At 62.8% G+C, this 17,789-nt stretch carries 15 protein-coding genes and 1 tRNA gene; 10 read left to right on the top strand and 6 right to left on the bottom strand.

Annotated features, from left to right (window positions below; translation table 11 throughout):
- Window positions 1–74: 74 nt before the first annotated feature.
- Both FJ940_RS21925 and FJ940_RS21920 read right to left on the bottom strand, forming a co-directional pair.
- Window positions 75–938, bottom strand: coding sequence for a prephenate dehydratase (locus FJ940_RS21925; RefSeq protein WP_140496876.1), 864 nt, complete (start codon window positions 936–938; stop codon window positions 75–77).
- A gap of 35 nt (window positions 939–973) precedes the next feature.
- A complete protein-coding gene (locus tag FJ940_RS21920) occupies window positions 974–1,702 on the bottom strand; it encodes a 3-deoxy-manno-octulosonate cytidylyltransferase (protein ID WP_140496878.1) in 729 nt (242 codons plus the stop codon).
- 191 nt (window positions 1,703–1,893) lie between these two features.
- Between FJ940_RS21920 and FJ940_RS21915 the strand changes: the two genes are divergently transcribed.
- From FJ940_RS21915 to FJ940_RS21885, 7 genes are all read left to right on the top strand, one after another.
- Complete coding sequence (locus FJ940_RS21915) at window positions 1,894–2,595, top strand: cytochrome c family protein (RefSeq protein WP_140496880.1); 702 nt, start codon at window positions 1,894–1,896, stop codon at window positions 2,593–2,595.
- A 165-nt stretch (window positions 2,596–2,760) separates the two neighbouring features.
- Window positions 2,761–4,638: an extracellular solute-binding protein gene (locus tag FJ940_RS21910; protein ID WP_140496882.1), complete on the top strand. Its 1,878-nt coding sequence runs from the start codon at window positions 2,761–2,763 to the stop codon at window positions 4,636–4,638.
- Window positions 4,638–6,506 (top strand): extracellular solute-binding protein, encoded by a 1,869-nt coding sequence (locus FJ940_RS21905; RefSeq protein ID WP_140657891.1) that lies wholly within the window; start codon window positions 4,638–4,640, stop codon window positions 6,504–6,506. The genes FJ940_RS21910 and FJ940_RS21905 overlap by 1 nt, the downstream gene beginning before the upstream one ends.
- A 168-nt stretch (window positions 6,507–6,674) precedes the next feature.
- A complete protein-coding gene (locus FJ940_RS21900; RefSeq protein ID WP_140496886.1) occupies window positions 6,675–7,769 on the top strand; it encodes a microcin C ABC transporter permease YejB in 1,095 nt (364 codons plus the stop codon).
- Window positions 7,769–8,914: an ABC transporter permease gene (locus FJ940_RS21895; protein WP_140657889.1), complete on the top strand. Its 1,146-nt coding sequence runs from the start codon at window positions 7,769–7,771 to the stop codon at window positions 8,912–8,914. Before FJ940_RS21900 ends, FJ940_RS21895 begins: the two co-directional genes overlap by 1 nt.
- Entirely contained in the window at window positions 8,911–10,542 is a 1,632-nt protein-coding gene (locus FJ940_RS21890) for an ABC transporter ATP-binding protein (RefSeq protein WP_140513100.1), read from the top strand. Before FJ940_RS21895 ends, FJ940_RS21890 begins: the two co-directional genes overlap by 4 nt.
- Before the next feature lie 86 nt (window positions 10,543–10,628).
- Window positions 10,629–11,570 carry a glyoxylate/hydroxypyruvate reductase A gene (locus tag FJ940_RS21885; RefSeq protein WP_140496893.1) on the top strand — a complete coding sequence of 314 codons (942 nt, stop codon included), beginning with the start codon at window positions 10,629–10,631 and terminating at the stop codon, window positions 11,568–11,570.
- Between the two features lie 48 nt (window positions 11,571–11,618).
- Here the strand turns inward: FJ940_RS21885 and FJ940_RS21880 are convergent, their stop codons facing one another.
- On the bottom strand, window positions 11,619–11,978 hold the full coding sequence (locus FJ940_RS21880) for a hypothetical protein (protein ID WP_140513098.1): 360 nt from the start codon (window positions 11,976–11,978) through the stop codon (window positions 11,619–11,621).
- A gap of 186 nt (window positions 11,979–12,164) precedes the next feature.
- Here FJ940_RS21880 and FJ940_RS21875 point away from each other — a divergent pair, with 186 nt between their 5' ends.
- Both FJ940_RS21875 and FJ940_RS21870 read left to right on the top strand, forming a co-directional pair.
- Window positions 12,165–13,175: a ligase-associated DNA damage response exonuclease gene (locus FJ940_RS21875; protein WP_140657887.1), complete on the top strand. Its 1,011-nt coding sequence runs from the start codon at window positions 12,165–12,167 to the stop codon at window positions 13,173–13,175.
- Window positions 13,176–13,179: 4 nt separating this feature from the next.
- Window positions 13,180–14,781 carry a cisplatin damage response ATP-dependent DNA ligase gene (locus tag FJ940_RS21870; protein WP_140513094.1) on the top strand — a complete coding sequence of 534 codons (1,602 nt, stop codon included), beginning with the start codon at window positions 13,180–13,182 and terminating at the stop codon, window positions 14,779–14,781.
- A 24-nt stretch (window positions 14,782–14,805) separates the two neighbouring features.
- Here FJ940_RS21870 and FJ940_RS21865 read toward each other — a convergent pair whose 3' ends face one another.
- On the bottom strand, window positions 14,806–15,957 hold the full coding sequence (locus tag FJ940_RS21865) for a hypothetical protein (protein ID WP_140496901.1): 1,152 nt from the start codon (window positions 15,955–15,957) through the stop codon (window positions 14,806–14,808).
- A 363-nt stretch (window positions 15,958–16,320) separates the two neighbouring features.
- On the opposite strand from FJ940_RS21865, the gene FJ940_RS21860 reads away from it, so the two are divergent.
- Window positions 16,321–16,396, top strand: a tRNA-Thr gene (locus tag FJ940_RS21860).
- A 27-nt stretch (window positions 16,397–16,423) separates the two neighbouring features.
- On the opposite strand, the gene FJ940_RS21855 is transcribed toward FJ940_RS21860, so the two are convergent.
- Together FJ940_RS21855 and FJ940_RS21850 are read right to left on the bottom strand one after the other, a co-directional pair.
- Window positions 16,424–17,122, bottom strand: a complete 699-nt coding sequence (locus FJ940_RS21855; protein ID WP_140559695.1) for a hypothetical protein — start codon at window positions 17,120–17,122, stop codon at window positions 16,424–16,426.
- Entirely contained in the window at window positions 17,119–17,757 is a 639-nt protein-coding gene (locus tag FJ940_RS21850) for a hypothetical protein (protein WP_224618235.1), read from the bottom strand. Before FJ940_RS21850 ends, FJ940_RS21855 begins: the two co-directional genes overlap by 4 nt.
- Window positions 17,758–17,789: the final 32 nt, after the last annotated feature.

The following is a 17,789-nucleotide window of genomic DNA, read 5'->3' as shown; positions in this document are numbered from 1 at the left end:
GCCCAGCCAGCATGTTGAATCAGATTTGCAAGCCTTAGGGAATCCCACCCGATTCAGCCTCAATTCATTCCGCTCTAATCCGCTACCTTCCACTGCTCGCGTGACTCACTCGCCGGATAGACGCCGAGGATCCGCACTTCGCGCGAGAAGAAGCGAAGCTCGTCCAGCGCCAGCTTGACCAGCGGATCGTCGGGGTGGCCCTCGATGTCGGCGTAGAACAGTGTCGCCGTGAAGGCGCCGAGCTGGTAGCTCTCGAGCTTGGTCATGTTGATGCCGTTGGTGGCGAAACCGCCCATCGCCTTGTAGAGGGCGGCCGGCACGTTGCGGACGCGGAAGATGAAGGTCGTCATCATCTTGGCGTCAGGCGACGGGCGTTCGGCCCACTGCTTGTTCTTGGTCAGGACGACGAAGCGCGTGACGTTGGAATCGGTGTCCTCGACATTCTCCTCGATGATGTCAAGGCCGTAGAGCGTTGCGGCCAATGCCGGGGACAGGGCGGCCATGGTGCGGTCCTTGACCTCGGAGACCATCTTGGCCGCGCCCGCCGTGTCGCCGGCGACAACCGCCTTCCAGCCATTTTTGCGGACGTATTTGCGGCACTGGCCGAGCGCATGGATGTGGCTGTGCACGGTTTTGATCTCGTCACGCCTCACACCTGGCAGCACCATCAGCTGGAAATGGATGGGCAGGAAATATTCGCCGACGATGTGCAGCCTCGATTCCGGCAGCAGATGGTGAATGTCGGCGACGCGCCCGGCGATGGTGTTCTCGATCGGGATCATGGCGAGATCGGCCTTGCCGGTCTCGACCGCGTTGAACGCGTCCTCGAAGGTCGGGCATGGCAAAGGCTGCATCGAGGGATAGACGTTACGGCAGGCGGTGTCGGAATTGGCGCCGGGCTCGCCCTGGAAGGATATTCTGTTGGTCTTTTCAGGCATGGCCAATTCTCGTTGAAGGGGTGTCGGTTCGGCGCTCAGTTTGAAAGGATCGTTCTGGCCCGTTCCAGGTCTTGCGGCGTGTCGACGCCGAGCGGCAGCGACCGCACGATCTCGGCGTCGATGCGCATGCCGGCTTCCAGCGCCCGCAACTGCTCCAGCCGCTCGCGGCGTTCAAGCGGCGACGGCTTGAGCGCCACGAAGCGCTCGAGCGCCGAGCGGCGATAGGCATAGAGACCGATATGATGATAGAGCGCGCCCTCGCCCCAGGGCGCGGTGGCCCGGGTGAAATAAAGCGCCCTCAGCCTGGTGGCCGACAATGGCGAGCCAACGATCTTGACGACGTTGGGATTGGTCTTTTCCTCGTCGCGCTCGATCTCGACGCCGAGCGTGGCGATGTCCACCGCCTTGTCCTCGAACGGCCTGAGCGAGGCCACGATGATCGCGGGATCGATGGTCGGCAGGTCACCCTGCACATTGACGATGGTTTCGACCTTGTTTGCCGGATCCAGCACCGTCAGGGCCTCGAATATCCGGTCCGAACCCGATTCGTGGTCCGAGCGCGTCATCACCGCCTCGAAACCATGCGCGCGCACCGCTTCCGCCACGCCTTGCGTGTCGGTCGCCACCACCACACGGCCAAGCCCGGCCTCGGCGGCGCGGCGCGCGACATGGACGATCATCGGGGCGCCGGCAATGTCGGCCAGCGGCTTGCCCGGGAGCCGGGTCGAGGCCATGCGGGCGGGGATCAGGATCAAGGTGGACATCGGTTTGGCGGGCGTTCGAAACGAGGAGGGGAAAGTGGCAAAAGGTCTCACTGGAAGCGCCCTTATAGGTGTTGCAACGCCGGAGCAAAAGACCTAGTTTCCGCGCGATTTGACCGGCTCTGGAGGGCAGGTCTCGATACCGACGGACGGAGTGGACGGATCGGTCCGCCGGAAAAGGGAGCAAGGGGCGTATGGATTCCAACGAAGTCAACAAGCTGCTCGCCGGATTGCTCGGAACCGTTTTCGTGGTGTTCTCGGTCGGCATCGTGTCGGACGCGCTGTTTGCCTCGCCCGCTCCGGAAAAGCCCGGCTTCGCCATCGAGGCCGCCGAGCCCGCCGAGGGCGGCCCCGCCGCTCCGGCAGCCGCCGAAAAGCCGATCGCGGATCTTCTGGCCAACGCAAGTGCCGAACAGGGCGCTGCCATCTTCAAGAAATGCCAGGCCTGCCACTCCGGCGAGAAGGGCGGCCCCAACAAGGTCGGCCCGGATTTGTGGGATCTCATCGACCGCCCGGTCGCCGAGCATGAGGGCTTCGCCTATTCGGCCGGCATGAAGGAGTTTTCCAAGGGCGGCACCGAGAAGTGGACCTACGACAACATCAACCACTTCATCACCTCGCCGAAAAAATTCGTGAAAGGCACGGCGATGGGCTTTGCCGGCCTGCCGAAGGAAGAAGACCGCGCCAACGTCATCGCCTATCTGCGCACGCTGTCGGACAATCCCAAGCCGCTGCCCGCGCCGGGCGCTGCCGCCGATGCATCCGCCCCCGCCAAGCCCGCCGAAGGGGCCGCACCGGCCAAGCCGGCCGAAGGCGCAGCTCCCGCCAAGCCGGCGGCGCCTGCGGCTCCCGCCGCACCAGCTCCGGCCGCCCCGGCACCGGCGCCTGCTCAATAAACCGGATATAGTCTCGACGACCTTGAAAAAGCCGGGTTCAGCCCGGCTTTTTCGTTAGGAAAACCGCCTCTACGGCGACAAAGCCGCGCATGGCGGTTTTCACGCGCGGCAAATCATCTAGATTGCCTTTCTGGATGATGGCACGCATCGCGAAGAGGACAGTGGATGACGCTTGGCCGAGTGCTTCTCAAATCGTTGCTGGCGGCGGCCCTGCTGGCCGCGGGGTTGCAGGCGGCCCTGGCCGATGAGTGGCGCACCACTTCATCGCTGATCGGCGAATCCAAATATGGCGACAATTTCCAGCACTACGACTACGTGAACCCTAACGCACCCAAAGGCGGCACGCTGAATTCGGTGGTACTGGGCACTTTCGACAGCTTCAATCCCTATATCGTGCAGGGTTCACCGGCCGCCGGCCTGGTCGGGTTCGGCGGCGGCCTGCTCTACGACACGCTGATGGAGCAGGCGACCGACGAAGGCAGTGTCAGCCATCCGCTGATCGCCGACGCCTACAAATACCCGGCCGACTTTTCCTCGGCGACTTACCGGCTCGACCCCCGCGCGAAATGGCATGACGGCCAGCCTATCACCGTCGACGACGTGATCTGGTCATTCCAGGTGCTGAAGGCGAACAGCCCGATGTACAGCCGCTATTTCGAGAATGTCACGGATGCCGTGGCCGTCTCGGATCGCGAAGTCGAGTTTCATTTCAGCCAGAAGGGCAACCGCGAGCTGCCTAAAATCCTGGGTGACCTCGCCGTGCTACCGAAACACTGGTGGGAAGGCACGGATGCCAACGGCAAGAAGCGCGACGTCACCAGGCCGACGCTGGAGCCGCCGCTCGGCTCCGCCGCCTACAAGATCGCCAGCTTCAAGCCTGGCTCGGAAATCGTCTGGCAGCGCGTGCCGGACTATTGGGGTGCCAAGCTGCCGGTGAAGGTCGGTCGCGAGAATTTCGACAGGCAGCGTTTCACTTACATTCTTGATGACAATGCCGCCTGGCAGGCCTTCACCAAGGGCGGACTTGACGACATCAAACCGGAAAACAGTTCGAAGCGCTGGAAGACATTCTATGATTTCCCGGCGGTCAAGGCCGGCGATGTCATCAAGCAGGAATTCAAAACCACCTCGCCAGAGCCGATGCAGGCTTTCATGCTCAACCAGAGGCGCCCGCTGTTCCAGGACCGCCTGGTGCGGGCCGCGCTGACCTATCCTTTCGACTTCGAGACGATGAACCGTACGCTGTTCTACGGGTTCAACACCCGCACCAGCAGCTATTTCCAGGGAACTGAACTGGCCTCCAGCGGCTTGCCGCAAGGCAAGGAGCTGGAAATTCTTGAACAGTATCGCGACAAGCTGCCGCCCGAACTGTTCACCCAGGAATTCAAGCTGCCGGTCTACGATTCGCCGCAGGCCGAGCGGAAATACCTGAAGCAGGCAGTCGACCTCTTCGCCAAGGCTGGATGGGTGATCAAGGGCGGCAAGATGGTCAATGCCAAGACCGGCGAGCCGTTCAAGTTCGAGATACTCGGCTGGAACGACACCGACCAGGTCATCTCCAGCCCCTATATCGCCAATCTGCGCAAGATCGGCGTCGACGCCACGTTGCGCATCATCGACCAGACCCAGTACGTCAACCGCGTCAACAATTTCGACTACGATGTCATTATCGGGCAACTCGGCCAGTCGGAATCGCCTGGCAATGAGCAGCGCGACTTCTGGAGTTCCAGGGCAGCCGACCGGCCGGGGTCGCGCAACTACGCCGGCATCAAGAACCCGGTCGTCGATGCCCTGGTCGACCGCATCATCTTCGCCACCGACCGCGACGATCTGGTTGCCGCCACCCATGCGCTCGACCGCGTGCTGCTGTGGAACTACTACGTCGTGCCGCAGTACTATCGAGCCGTGGTCTGGCTGGCTTACTGGAACAAATTCGGCATTCCCGCCAAACAGCCGAGCTATATCGGCGCCGACCAGAATTCCTGGTGGATCGATCCGGAGAAGGAAAAGGCGCTGGCGGCCAAATACAAGGGCAACAATTGATGGCGGTGCTGCCCCGTCGCGATTTCCTGGGCCTGGGCAGTGCCGCCGCTGTCGCCGCCCTGTTGCCCGGAAAAGCCTTTGCCAATGTTGCGACCGGCACCAAACTGCACGGCCTGTCCGCCTACGGCGACCTCAAATACAAACCGGATTTCACGCATTTCGACTACGTCAATCCGGATGCACCCAAGGGCGGCCAGATGAATTTCGCGCCGCCGAACGCCACGCTCAACCAAAGCTTCCTGACCTTCAACACGTTGAATTCCCTGGTATTGAAAGGAGATGCGCCGCCGCGCACCGAACTCTGTTTCGATTCCTTGATGGCAAGCGCGCTCGACGAGCCGGATGCGGTCTACGGCCTGCTTGCCGAGTCCGTCACCTTGTCGCAAGACCGCAACGGCTTCCGCTTCGCGCTGCGACCGCAAGCGCGTTTCCACGACGGCTCGCCGCTAACCGCCGAAGACGTCGTCTTCGCGTTGAAGCTTTACAAAGAGCAAGGGCATCCGAACCTTTCCCAGGCGTTGCGGTATATGACCGACGCGGTCGCCGAGGATCCACTCACCCTCAACCTTACCTTCAACGGCGAACAGTCCGCGCAAAACATCCTCAGGATCGTGGCGATGCCGATCGTGTCCAAGGCCTTTTATGCGGTCAATGATTTCAATGCCTCGACGATGACGCCGCCGCTCGGCTCGGGACCATACAAAATGGGGCGAGTGGCCGCGGGACAGACAGTCGAATATGAGCGCGTGCCCGACTATTGGGGCCGCGACCTCCCGGTGAATCGCGGCCAGTATAATTTCGACCGTATCCGCATCGACTTCTATCTCGACCGGCAGGCGGCGTTCGAAGCCTTCAAGAAGGGTGACACGCATTTTCGCGAGGAGTTTACCGCGCGGGTCTGGGCGACCGGCTACGATTTTCCGGCGCTCAAGGACGGCAAGGTCGTCAAACGGGAATTTCCCGGCGAGAAGACGCCAGACATGCAGGGCGTCGCACTGAACCAGCGTCGTGCGCAATTCCGCGATGAGCGGGTGCGACGGGCGATCGCCCGGTGTTTCGATTTCGAATGGATGAAGCGGGCGTTGTTTTATGGCTCTTACGAGCGCTCTCAATCGAACTTCGAACGGTCGGATTACAAGGCCGAAGGCTTGCCCTCGCCTGAGGAACTGGTCCTGCTGGAGCCATTCCGGGCCGAGTTGCCACCGGAGGTTTTTGGCGAAGCCGTGACGCAGCCTCTGTCCGACGGGTCAGGCCATGATCGCAAGCTGCTGGGCGAGGCTTCGAGATTGCTCGCGCAAGCCGGCTGGAAGCGGGCGGGCAATTTCGTCGTCAACGACAAGGGCGAGCGGCTGCGGGTGGAAATGCTGACGGAGGATGACGGCATCGTTCGCATCTACACCCCATGGTCCGAGAATATGAAGGCGATCGGGATCGACGCTTCGATCCGGCAGGTCGATTCGGCGCAATATGAACAGCGGCAGAGCGATTTCGACTTCGATCTTACCGTGCTGCATTGGTCGATCGGGGCGACGCCGACTGATGACAGCCTGGAGATGCTCTATGATTCTCGAATGGCGAAAATCCCGGGGCAGCGCAACTACCCCGGAACAGAAAGCAAGGCCATCGACGCGTTGATCGTGGCAGCCGGCAAGGCGCAAAGCCGGTCCGAACTCGTCACCGCGCTCAGAGCGCTCGATCGGGTCTTGCGCGCGCGGCTGGACTGGATTCCAACATACTATCTGGCGAATCACCGCGTCGCCTATTGGGACATGTTCGGCTTCGTCGAGCAAAAGCCCGATTTCGGCTTTCCGGTCGAGACGCTGTGGTGGTTCGACAAGGGCAAGGCGGCAAAAATTGGCAAAGGCTGAATTTCTTGCGGGCGTAAGCACCGCCCCTCACCTGCCTGCCCGTCCTCCGCAGCAGCTGCGCCGCAGCTGCGGAGGGTGGACCGGCATCCTCTGCCCGTATAGTGACGGGGAAAGAGGCGCGTTCATCGACGGTTTCGCCAATCACATGCGTCGGGAGGGCACCATCTGATGGGCGCCTATATCCTGCGCCGCATCCTTTTGATGATTCCGACCCTGTTCGGCATCATGGCGATCTCGTTCGCCGTCATCCAGTTTGCGCCCGGCGGCCCGGTCGAGCAGGTCATCGCCAAGCTGACGAACCAGGGCGGCAGCGACCGTCTGGGCGGTGGCGGCGGCGATGCGGGCGGCGGTAATTTCGATGCCGCCGGTGACGTCGGTTCAAAATATCGCGGCGCGCAGGGGCTCGATCCGGAATTCATCAAGAAGCTGGAGAAGCAGTTCGGCTTCGACAAGCCGCCGCTCGAGCGCTTCGGCCTGATGCTGTGGAATTATATCCGGTTCGATTTCGGCGACAGTTATTTCCGCGACATTTCGGTGCTCAACCTGATCCTGGAAAAAATGCCGGTGTCGATCTCGATCGGGCTGTGGATCACGCTCCTGTCCTACCTGATCTCGATCCCGCTCGGCATCCGCAAGGCGGTGAAGGACGGCAGCCCCTTCGACATCTGGACCAGCGGCGTCGTCATCGTCGGCTATGCCATTCCGGGTTTCCTGTTCGGCATCATGCTGATGGTGCTGTTTGCCGGTGGTTCGTTCTGGGACTGGTTCCCGCTGCGCGGCATCGTCTCGGACAATTGGGACCAGTTGTCATGGCCGGCCAAGATCGGGGACTATCTCTGGCACATGACCTTGCCGCTGACGGCGCTGGTGCTGTCGGCTTTCGCCACGACGACGCTGCTGACCAAGAATTCCTTCCTGGAGGAAATCCGCAAGCAGTATGTGGTGACCGCCCGCGCCAAGGGCCTCTCGGAACGGCAGGTGCTCTATGGCCATGTCTTCCGCAACGCCATGCTGATCGTCATCGCCGGTTTTCCCGGCGCCTTCATCTCGGCCTTCTTCACCGGTTCGCTGCTGATCGAAAACATCTTCTCGCTCGATGGGCTCGGCCTGCTCGGCTTCCGGTCGGTGGTCGAACGCGACTATCCCGTGGTGTTCGCCAACCTCTACATCTTCTCGCTTCTCGGCCTGTTCGTCGGATTGCTGTCCGACCTCATCTACACCTGGGTCGATCCGCGCATCGATTTCGAGCGGAGAGACGTTTGATGTCGGAGGCAAGTGTTACCGCCGGGGTCGTGCCGGAGCGGATGCCGCGGCCGTTTCTGTCGCCGCTCAACAAGCGCCGCCTGCAGAACTTCAAGGCCAACCGGCGCGGCTACTGGTCGCTGTGGATCTTCCTTGTCCTGTTCGTGCTGTCGCTGTTCGCCGAATTCATCGCCAACGACAAGCCGATCATCGCCTCCTACAAGGGCGAGATCCTGTTTCCGGTGCTGGTCGCCTATCCCGAAGAGAAGTTCGGCGGCTTCTATGCCGTCACCGACTATCGCGACCCGGTGATCCAGGACGAGATCAACGCCAATGGCTGGATGATCTGGCCGCCGATCCGCTATTCATACCAGACCGTCAACAACGCCATTCCCGAAGCAGCCCCGGCCAAGCCGTCCTGGCAGTATGACGCCAAGACGCGCTGCAACCAGTACCCGCAAGGGGCTGATGATCCGGCCTGCAGCGTCGGTAACTGGAACTGGCTGGGCACCGACGACCAGGCGCGCGACGTGCTGGCGCGGGTCATCTACGGTTTCCGCATCTCGGTGCTGTTCGGACTGATCCTGACCGCCGGCTCGGCTCTGATCGGCGTCGCGGCCGGCGCCCTACAGGGCTATTTCGGCGGTTGGACGGACCTGCTGTTCCAGCGCTTCATCGAGATATGGTCGGCTATTCCCGTGCTCTATCTCCTGCTCATCGTCGCCGCCATATTGCCGCCGGGCTTCTTCATCCTGCTCGGGCTGATGCTGCTGTTTTCCTGGGTGGCGTTGGTCGGCGTGGTGCGGGCCGAATTCCTGCGCGCGCGCAATTTCGAGTACGTCAACGCGGCGCGCGCGCTCGGCGTGCGCAACCGCACCATCATGTTCCGGCACCTGTTGCCCAACGCCATGGTGGCGACACTGACCTTCCTGCCGTTCCTGCTCTCAGGCTCGATCTCGACGCTGACCTCGCTAGACTATCTCGGTTTCGGCCTGCCGCCGGGCTCGGCCTCGCTTGGGGAATTGCTCAAGCAGGCGCAGCGCAATCTCAACGCGCCGTGGCTCGGCATTTCCGGCTTCGTCGTCATCTCGCTGATGCTGTCGCTGCTGGTCTTCGTCGGCGAAGCGACACGCGACGCCTTCGATCCGCGCAAGACGTTCCGATGAGCGAGCCTCCCCTGCTCTCGGTCCGGGACCTCAGCGTCGCCTTTGCGCAAGGCGGACAGCAGTCGCTGGCCGTCGATCACATCTCCTTCGACATCGCCAAGGGCGAGACGGTGGCGCTGGTCGGCGAATCCGGCTCCGGCAAATCGGTCTCGGCGCTGTCGGTGCTGAAGCTCTTGCCCTATCCCAGCGCAAGCCACCCCTCGGGCAGGATCCTGTTCCAGGGCGCCGACCTGCTCGCCATGAACGAGAAGCAACTGCGGCAGGTGCGCGGCAATAAGATCACCATGATCTTCCAGGAGCCGATGACCTCGCTCAATCCGCTGCACACGATCGAGCAGCAGATCGTCGAGATCCTGAAGCTGCACCAGGGCATGGCGGACCGCGCGGCCAAGGCGCGCACGCTGGCCCTGCTCAACGAGGTCGGCATCCGCGAGCCGCAGAAGCGCCTCGACGCCTATCCGCACCAGCTGTCCGGCGGCCAGCGCCAGCGCGTCATGATCGCCATGGCGCTGGCCAACGAGCCGGAACTCCTGATCGCCGACGAGCCGACGACGGCGCTCGACGTCACCGTGCAGGCGCAGATCCTTGAGCTGCTGGCCGGCTTGAAAAGCCGCAAGGGCATGTCGATGCTGTTCATCACCCATGATCTCGGCATCGTGCGCAAGATCGCCGACCGGGTGTGCGTGATGACCAAGGGCAAGATCGTCGAGATGGGGCCTACCAAGGACATCTTCGCCAATCCGCAGCACGCCTATACGCGCCATCTCCTGGCGGCCGAGCCCAAGGGCAAGCCACCCGCGGCCAACAGCGCCGCGGCACCCGTGATGACCGGCAAGGACATCAAAGTCTGGTTTCCGATCAAGCAGGGCTTCTTCCGACGCACCGTCGACCATGTGAAGGCGGTCGACGGCATCGATGTCACCGTGCGGGCCGGCCAGACGCTGGGCGTGGTTGGAGAGTCCGGGTCGGGCAAGACCACGCTCGGCCTGGCGCTGGCGCGGATGATCTCGTCGAGCGGAACCATCCAGTTCAACGGGCGCGACATCAACCAGCTCTCGTTCAACGCCATGCGCCCGCTCAGGCGCGAATTGCAGATCGTCTTCCAGGATCCTTTCGGCTCGCTGAGCCCCCGCATGTCCATCGCCGAGATCATCGAAGAAGGCTTGAAGATCCACGAGCCGAAGCTGTCGCTCGACGAGCGCGACGACAAGGTGGTCGACGTGCTGAAGGAAGTCGGGCTCGACCCGGCGACGCGCAACCGCTATCCGCACGAATTCTCCGGCGGCCAGCGCCAGCGCGTCGCCATTGCTCGCGCCATGGTGCTCAACCCGCGTTTCGTCATGCTGGACGAGCCGACCTCGGCGCTCGACATGAGCGTGCAGGCGCAGGTCGTCGACCTCCTGCGCAGCCTGCAGGCCAAGCATGACCTCGCCTATCTCTTCATCAGCCACGACCTCAAGGTCATCCGGGCCCTGGCCAACGATGTCATCGTCATGCGCAATGGCCAGATCGTCGAAGCCGGTCCTTCCGAACAGATTTTTGAAAAGCCGCAAACCGACTATACTCGGGCGCTGATCTCGGCCGCCTTCAAGATAGAAACCGCCCCGACGGGGGTCGTCAGCGAGTGACTCCTTCCTTCGCAATTCCGGACGGAAAGCCGCCTTGCGCCTTTCCCGCAATTGCTCCAAACCGAACAACAGGACAAAATCCATAAATGGAAAAAGGCAAAATCCTGCTTGCCGTCACCGGCTTTCACCCGCAGCGCTGGCGCGAACTGCTGTCCGCAGAGCGCGAGGTGGTGCTCGAGCCGGACGGCGCCAGCGATCCTTCGATCACCTATGCGGTGGTGTGGAAACAGCGGCCGAACCTGTTGGGGTCGCTGCCCAATCTGCGCGCCATCTTCTCGATCGGCGCCGGTGTCGACCACATCTTCTCCGATCCCAGCCTGCCGGACGTGCCGATCGTCAAGGTCGTCGCCGGCAACCTGGCCCAGCACATGACCGAATATGTCGTCTGGCGGGTGCTCGATCATCACCGCCAGGGCCTGCTGTACCGGTCGCAGCAGCCGAAGAAGATATGGCGCGAGCCGGCGCAGCGCACCGCTGAAGATATCTCTGTCGGCATCATGGGGCTCGGCAGTCTCGGCCGCGCGGCGGCGTCGGCGCTGCTGTCGCTCGGCTTCGCGGTCAATGGCTGGTCGCGCACCGACCGGCCGATGGAAGGTGTCGCGACCTATTGCGGCGAGGCCGGGCTGATCCCGTTCCTCAATGCCACAGACATACTGGTCGTGCTGCTGCCGCTGACGCCGGATACCAAGGGTATCATCAATTACGGCGTGCTGAAGGAATTGCGCAAGCGCAACGGTCTTGGCGGCTCGGTGCTGATCAATGCTGGTCGCGGCCGCCTGCAGAAGGATGCCGACATCGTGCGCGCGCTGGACGACGGCACGCTGAAGGAAGCGAGCCTCGACGTGTTCGAGGTCGAACCGCTGCCGAAGACCAGCCCGCTATGGGCCCATCCGAAAGTGTTCGTGACGCCGCATGCCGCGGCCACGTCCGATCCCGTCCACCTGGCGCCGATCATGCTGCGCCAGATGGACGCCTTCGAGCGGGGCGAAAAGCTGGAGAACCTGGTGGACCGCAAAGCGGGATATTAGGCCGCTGGCATGTGGTCATCGGGATCGCCTTAGACTAGGCGACCTGCGTCAGCCGGGCAGAGCGAACTTCTTCTGCTTGTCCGGCTTGCCGCAATCGCGGCGCTCGATAGACCGGTTCATGGCGTCGATCTCGCCGCTTGCCTTGTCGGCATCGCGCTTGGTCTTGGAGCGGATATCCGGAATGAACGGGCCGAAGCCCATCGCGGGGTTGGAGAATGTCGGCTTGGCCTGCTGGGACAGATTGTATTGCCGAGCCAGGGCGTTGCGTTGCGCCAGCAACTGGCCGCAAGGCACGCTGTCATACTGCAGTGAAGACTGGACGTTTTCGTCCTGGCGCTCGGACATGGAGTTGCCGACACAGCCCGCCATAACGAGGCAAGAGGCCAAGGCCATCATGTTCCAGCGCATGGAAAATCCCTCCTTACGACACTGCCCCGACATAATCCGGCATGCGATTGGGGCTTTTTCGCAGCAGAGGCATCCGCAGGCCTCAGAGTGCGTTGCCTGACTGCTGCCCGGCGGGTGGCTGTAGGACGAGTCAGCAGTCTCTTGCAACAGGCTTCCCGCGCCCGAATTAGCCACTATCTTGGAACGATGCGCGCCAGCGACCTGCTCCATCCCCGGCCCGAGGGCCTTTACTGCCCGCCGGGCGACTTCTTCATCGACCCGGTGCGGCCGGTCAACCGGGCGCTGATCACGCACGGCCATTCCGACCACGCACGCTCCGGCCACGGCTCGGTGCTGGCGACGCAGCAGACGCTGGACATCATGAGGCTTCGCTATGGCGAGGGTTTTGCAGGCACGACACAGGCGGCTAGACTGGGCGAGCGAATTGCCTTCAACGGCGTCGACATCAGCTTTCATCCGGCCGGCCATGTGCTGGGCTCGGCGCAGATCGCGGTCGTGCGTCAGGGCATGCGCATCGTCGCCTCCGGCGACTACAAGCGGCAGCAGGACGCGACATGCCTGCCGTTCGAGCCAATCGCGTGCGATGTGTTCATCACCGAGGCAACCTTCGGCCTGCCGGTGTTTCGCCACCCGCCGGACGAGGAGGAGATCGCGCGGCTCCTGAAATCGTCGGCGCAGTTCCCCGAACGCTCGCATCTCATCGGAGCCTACGCGCTGGGCAAGGCGCAACGGGTGATGCGGCTGTTGCGCGACGCTGGCTACGACAAGCCGATCTATATCCACGGCGCGCTGGCCAAGCTCAGCGACTACTACCAGAGCCAGGGCATCGATCTCGGCAGGCTCGAGCCGGCGACGGTGGAGAGCGCCAGCAAGGATGATTTCACCGGCGCCATCGTCGTCGGCCCGCCGGCCGCCTTCGCCGATCGCTGGGCGCGGCGCTTTCCCGATCCGATCTCCTGCTTCGCCTCGGGCTGGATGCGCATCCGCCAGCGCGCCAAGCAGGGCGGCGTCGAGCTGCCGCTGATCATTTCGGATCATGCCGACTGGGACGAACTGACCGCCACGATCAAGGAAACCGGGGCAGAGGAAATCTGGGTGACACACGGGCGCGAGGAGGCGCTGGTGCGCTGGTGCGAACTCGAAGGGATCGCTGCGCGGCCATTGCATCTGGTGGGGTATGAGGACGAGGGCGATTGATGGCATGAATCGCTTCGCCGAACTGCTCGACCGCCTTGTGCTGACGCCGTCGCGCAACGGCAAGCTGACGCTGCTGACCGATTATTTCCGCAGCGTCGAGGATCCTGATCGCGGGCTGGCGCTGGCTGCCATCACCGGCGATCTCAACATCGCCGCGATCAAGCCGGCGATGCTGCGCATGCTGGTGACCGAACGCATGGACCCGGTGCTGTTCGGCTATTCCTACGACTATGTCGGCGATCTCGCCGAGACCGTGTCGCTGGTCTGGCCGCAGACGCCCGGAACCATACCGAACCGTGAGCCGACGCTCGGTGAGGTGGTCGCGAAGCTGCAGGCGGCGAGCCGCTCCGACGGCCCGAAAGTGCTGTCAAACCTGCTCGACAGTGCCGGCATCTCGGCCCGCTTCGCCATCATCAAGCTGGTCACCGGCGGGTTGCGCATCGGCGTGTCGGCGCGGCTGGCCAAGCAGGCACTGGCGGATTTCGGCAAGGTCGACGTCGCCGAGATCGAGGAACTCTGGCACGGGCTGTCGCCGCCGTACACAGCCTTGTTCGCATGGCTGGAAGGCAAGGCCGCAAAGCCCGAGAGGGCCGCGCGGGCACTGTTCCGGCCGGTGATGCTGTCCAACCCGGTCGGCGACGGCGATCTCGACAGGCTCGACCCCGCCGATTACGCGGCCGAGTGGAAGTGGGACGGCATCCGCGTCCAGGCGGTGTCGGAAGGCGGCATCCGCCGGCTCTATTCGCGCACCGGCGACGACGTCTCCGGCGCCTTTCCCGACCTCGCCGAGGCGATGGTTTTCTCGGCCACCCTCGACGGCGAATTGCTGGTCGGCGATCCCCGGGAAGCGACAGGGACGTTCTCGGACCTCCAGCAGCGGTTGAACCGCAAGACGGTGTCACTGAAGATGCAGCAGCAATATCCGGCTTTCATGCGTTGCTACGACCTTTTGCAGGTCGGCGCGGAGGATTTGCGGGGATTGCCCTTCCGGGAGCGGCGCGTCCGCCTCGAAACCTTCGTGAAAACGCTCGACCCGAGCCGCTTCGATCTTTCGCCATTCGTCGCGTTCTCGGACTGGCAGGCGCTGGAGGAACTGCGCCGGGCGCCGCCGCACCCGATCATCGAAGGCGTGATGCTGAAGCGCTGGGATTCGCCCTATGTCGCCGGCCGGCCGAAGGGGCCCTGGTTCAAATGGAAACGTGACCCGCACACGGTGGACGCCGTGCTCATGTACGCCCAGCGCGGCCACGGCAAGCGCTCGAGCTTCTACTCCGATTACACGTTCGGCGTCTGGTCCGGAGCGGAAGGCGAGGAGGAACTGGTGCCGGTCGGCAAGGCCTATTTCGGCTTCACCGACGAGGAATTGAGGCAGATCGACAAATATGTCCGCGACAACACGATCGAGCGTTTCGGGCCTGTGCGCTCGGTGCGCGCCGACCGTGACAACGGGCTGGTGCTGGAAGTCGCCTTCGAAGGGCTCAACCGTTCGACGCGTCACAAATCCGGCGTTGCCATGCGCTTTCCCCGCATCTCGCGGCTGCGCTGGGACAAGCCCGCCAACGAGGCCGACCGCATCGAGACGCTGCAGGCGCTGCTCGATCGTTGATCGCACCCTCTCCGGTGCCGGCGCTCAAGGCTCGACGGAGACGCGTATCTCGTAAATGTTGACCGCCTTGCCCTGCTTGTCGAAATCGGAGTTGATGGCGATCGTTCCGGCCGAGCCGGGCCGCTTGTCAGGGAATTTCACGTCGAAGAGATATTCGTTGCGCTGCTGGCCGACCGCATAGCGTTTGCGGCCGCAATCACCAAGCTCGCCGAAATTGCAGTCGACCGAGATCTGCGTGTCCTTGCCGTCCTCGGCGCGGGCGACGATATCGAACACGGCGTGCTTGCCGGCGAGCTTCTCCAGCACGCCTTGCCCGACATCGAAGCTGATCGCCGAACCGGAAGCGCCGGACTGGATGCGCAGGAATGGCCCGGAATCGTCCTTCATCGTTTCCGCCTTGGCGTCCGACGGAGCGCTGACATGCGCCGGGTCGGTGGGCGAAAACACGTTGATCCAGTTGCGCGCCTGATCGGCAGCGCCGGGCTTTTCCGGCCCGGTCTCGCCATCGGCCGGTGTGAAATCGTCGTCCTCGACGGTCGGCGGCGCTTCGGGCGGAGCGGTGTCGAGCTGAGCCTGGGTCTTGAAGACGCCGGTCTGCATGGCGAAAAACAGCCCGATGCCGACCGCGGCGAGCAGCGTCACGGTGAGGAAGATGGCGGTCAGCGGCAGCCGCCGGCCCCTGATGCGCCTCTCGTCGCGATCGGGCGCCACTTCAGCCGTCGCCTCGGACGAAGCGGGAGCCGACATGTCGATGGACGGCACGCCGGAAAGGGTCGCGTCGGGCATGATGTCTGGAACGACCGGCAAGACGCGTGAGCGCGGGGCATCGGCAGCCGGCTGCGCAGGCTCGTCGACGGAAACTGCGGGCGGTGCGGCGCTCTCGCCGGTTGCGGCGGGTGCGGCCGGGCTCGCCGGAAGCTCGACCGCCGGTGCATCGGACTCAGCCTGGGGAGCGACATCCGGCACCGCCGGCAGGAATTCGGATTCGATTTCGGTGATCTTGGCCTGTATCGCCTTGCGGCGCTTGATGGCGACTTCCACCGTCACGCCGGGATTGGCCTGGAGCGCGCGGTCGAGCGCGGCGAAAGCCGAGCGATAGACCTTTTCGCGGTATGCGCGGTCCTCGGCATTGCCTCTTTCGAGGGCGTTCCGGATCGCTTTTTCGATTGCGTCCAAGCGAGATCCCTCTGTGCGTTGCCCAAACCTCGCCATGATCGTTAGCCGCAGCCGACCAATCAATCAACGGGCGAGCGTCCGCATTCTGCCTCGTTGGAGTGTCCAAAGTCCATCTTGGCGGTATTCCGGCAACGAAATCAACATGCTTCATTGATCTTTGCCGGCAGGGAGGCACGGCGCCAGGCGCAATGTCCCGGCCGATCGGTAAGGGCGTGGCAGCCGGCTTTGTCGGCGATGCGTCGGGGCGGAACGACGCGCAACACGAATTGCCGGGCCGCATCCTGAATTCGCGATCGCCCATCTTGAATTCGCCGTCGGTTGAGTCTATCACCCAGCCCATCTTGGAGGCCTAACGCTTCCCGGGCCGCTTTAGCTCAGTTGGTAGAGCACATCATTCGTAATGATGGGGTCGCGTGTTCGAGTCACGCAAGCGGCACCACTTCCCCAGCCCCTGCTGACGTCGCCGTCATGGCATCTGTCCCTGCCACAAGGGTAATCCACTTTCGGCCGCGAAGTCTTTATCCTCCGCGTAGATCGGTTCGCCTCTTCTCACCACCCGCCCAAGCAGGGCCGCATCTTCGTTGGCGTGATATCGAAAGGCGTTTCGGGTGTCGTATCCGTGCCCGGCCTGGGACAGGGAAAACCCGCTGACGACGACAGGGGCAAAGCCGGCGAAACGCGCCAGTATGATCGCGAAGGCTCCGGTGGAGATCTTCCGGTGCCAGCCGCGGAACATATGATATTTGCCGCTAAGCTGCCAGACGACGTTGGCAAGCTGCCATTTGGTAAGCGCCTGCAAGGTTTCATAACGATAATTGAAGGTGCGACAACCGGCTTTCAGCTTGTCCTCGACATCGGGCCAAACCGGGATGATCAGGTGCTTTGCCTGGCGTCCGTTTAACAGATCACGCTTGTAGAAATCCTGTTCGCTGGCGTCGACAAAAATGCCGCGGCGGATAACGGCGATATCAGGAACGGGGAGGCCGACGGTTTCCGCCAAAAGCTGGGAAGCATTGACGGTCACAAGTGCCCAATCGGCATCATATCCCTGCGGGAGGCGAAAATTCGGCGCCGACCCCATCACCAAGGCGGGACCTGTGGCCCTGGGCAGGCGAAGAATTGGTTTTTGGAAGATTGGCAAGAGATCCGAAAGCGGAGTTTTCATCCGGGAATCTGAACCGCCTGTTCCTCAAACGCGCGCAGGATGCTCTCTTCCCGGCTCCACAATTCGTCCCATTGCGTGGTGCCGGACCAACCCGCAAACCAAGGGCCGCCGAGCGTATAATGCGCCAGCGAGACATCGGCGGGATCGAGTTCGGAAGCCGAAGCCCCGACGAGGTAGTTCCACGCCAGGGGCAATTCGCCGATCTCATGGTCCTCAAGCCATTTGAAGGCGTGGAGGTCACGTCCGGGCCACGTATTGAGCATCTCATTGGTCAGCCGCTTGTTGGCGGGATGATCCAGATTCCATAAAACGACCGACGACCAGTTCTTGCGGCGATAGAACGTCTGCGTTTGTCCGTCCATCTTGACCGCTTCGGATTCGCGTTGCTGGTGCTTGACCGCCATGATCGCGTAGGAAGGATCGAGCAGATCGAGCAGTTTGACCGGATCCTTCAGAAACAGGACGTCGCAATCGCAGAACATGGCCCAGCCGCTTTGCCCCATGAACGGAACGGCAAAGCGCGATATGGCAAACTCGGTCGCCATCGGCGCCTCGGAAATCGGGCACCAGAGCTTACCGTCACGTACTTCCATCGGTCGCGTCATGATTCCTTGGGCTACAAGGTCCTTGAGCACGAGCGGCTGTATCTGCAACGGGGTGCTTGTCC

Source organism: Mesorhizobium sp. B2-3-7 (assembly GCF_006442695.1).
In the GTDB taxonomy this organism is placed as follows: Bacteria; Pseudomonadota; Alphaproteobacteria; order Rhizobiales; family Rhizobiaceae; genus Mesorhizobium.
This window is presented reverse-complemented; position numbering and strand designations above follow the sequence as displayed.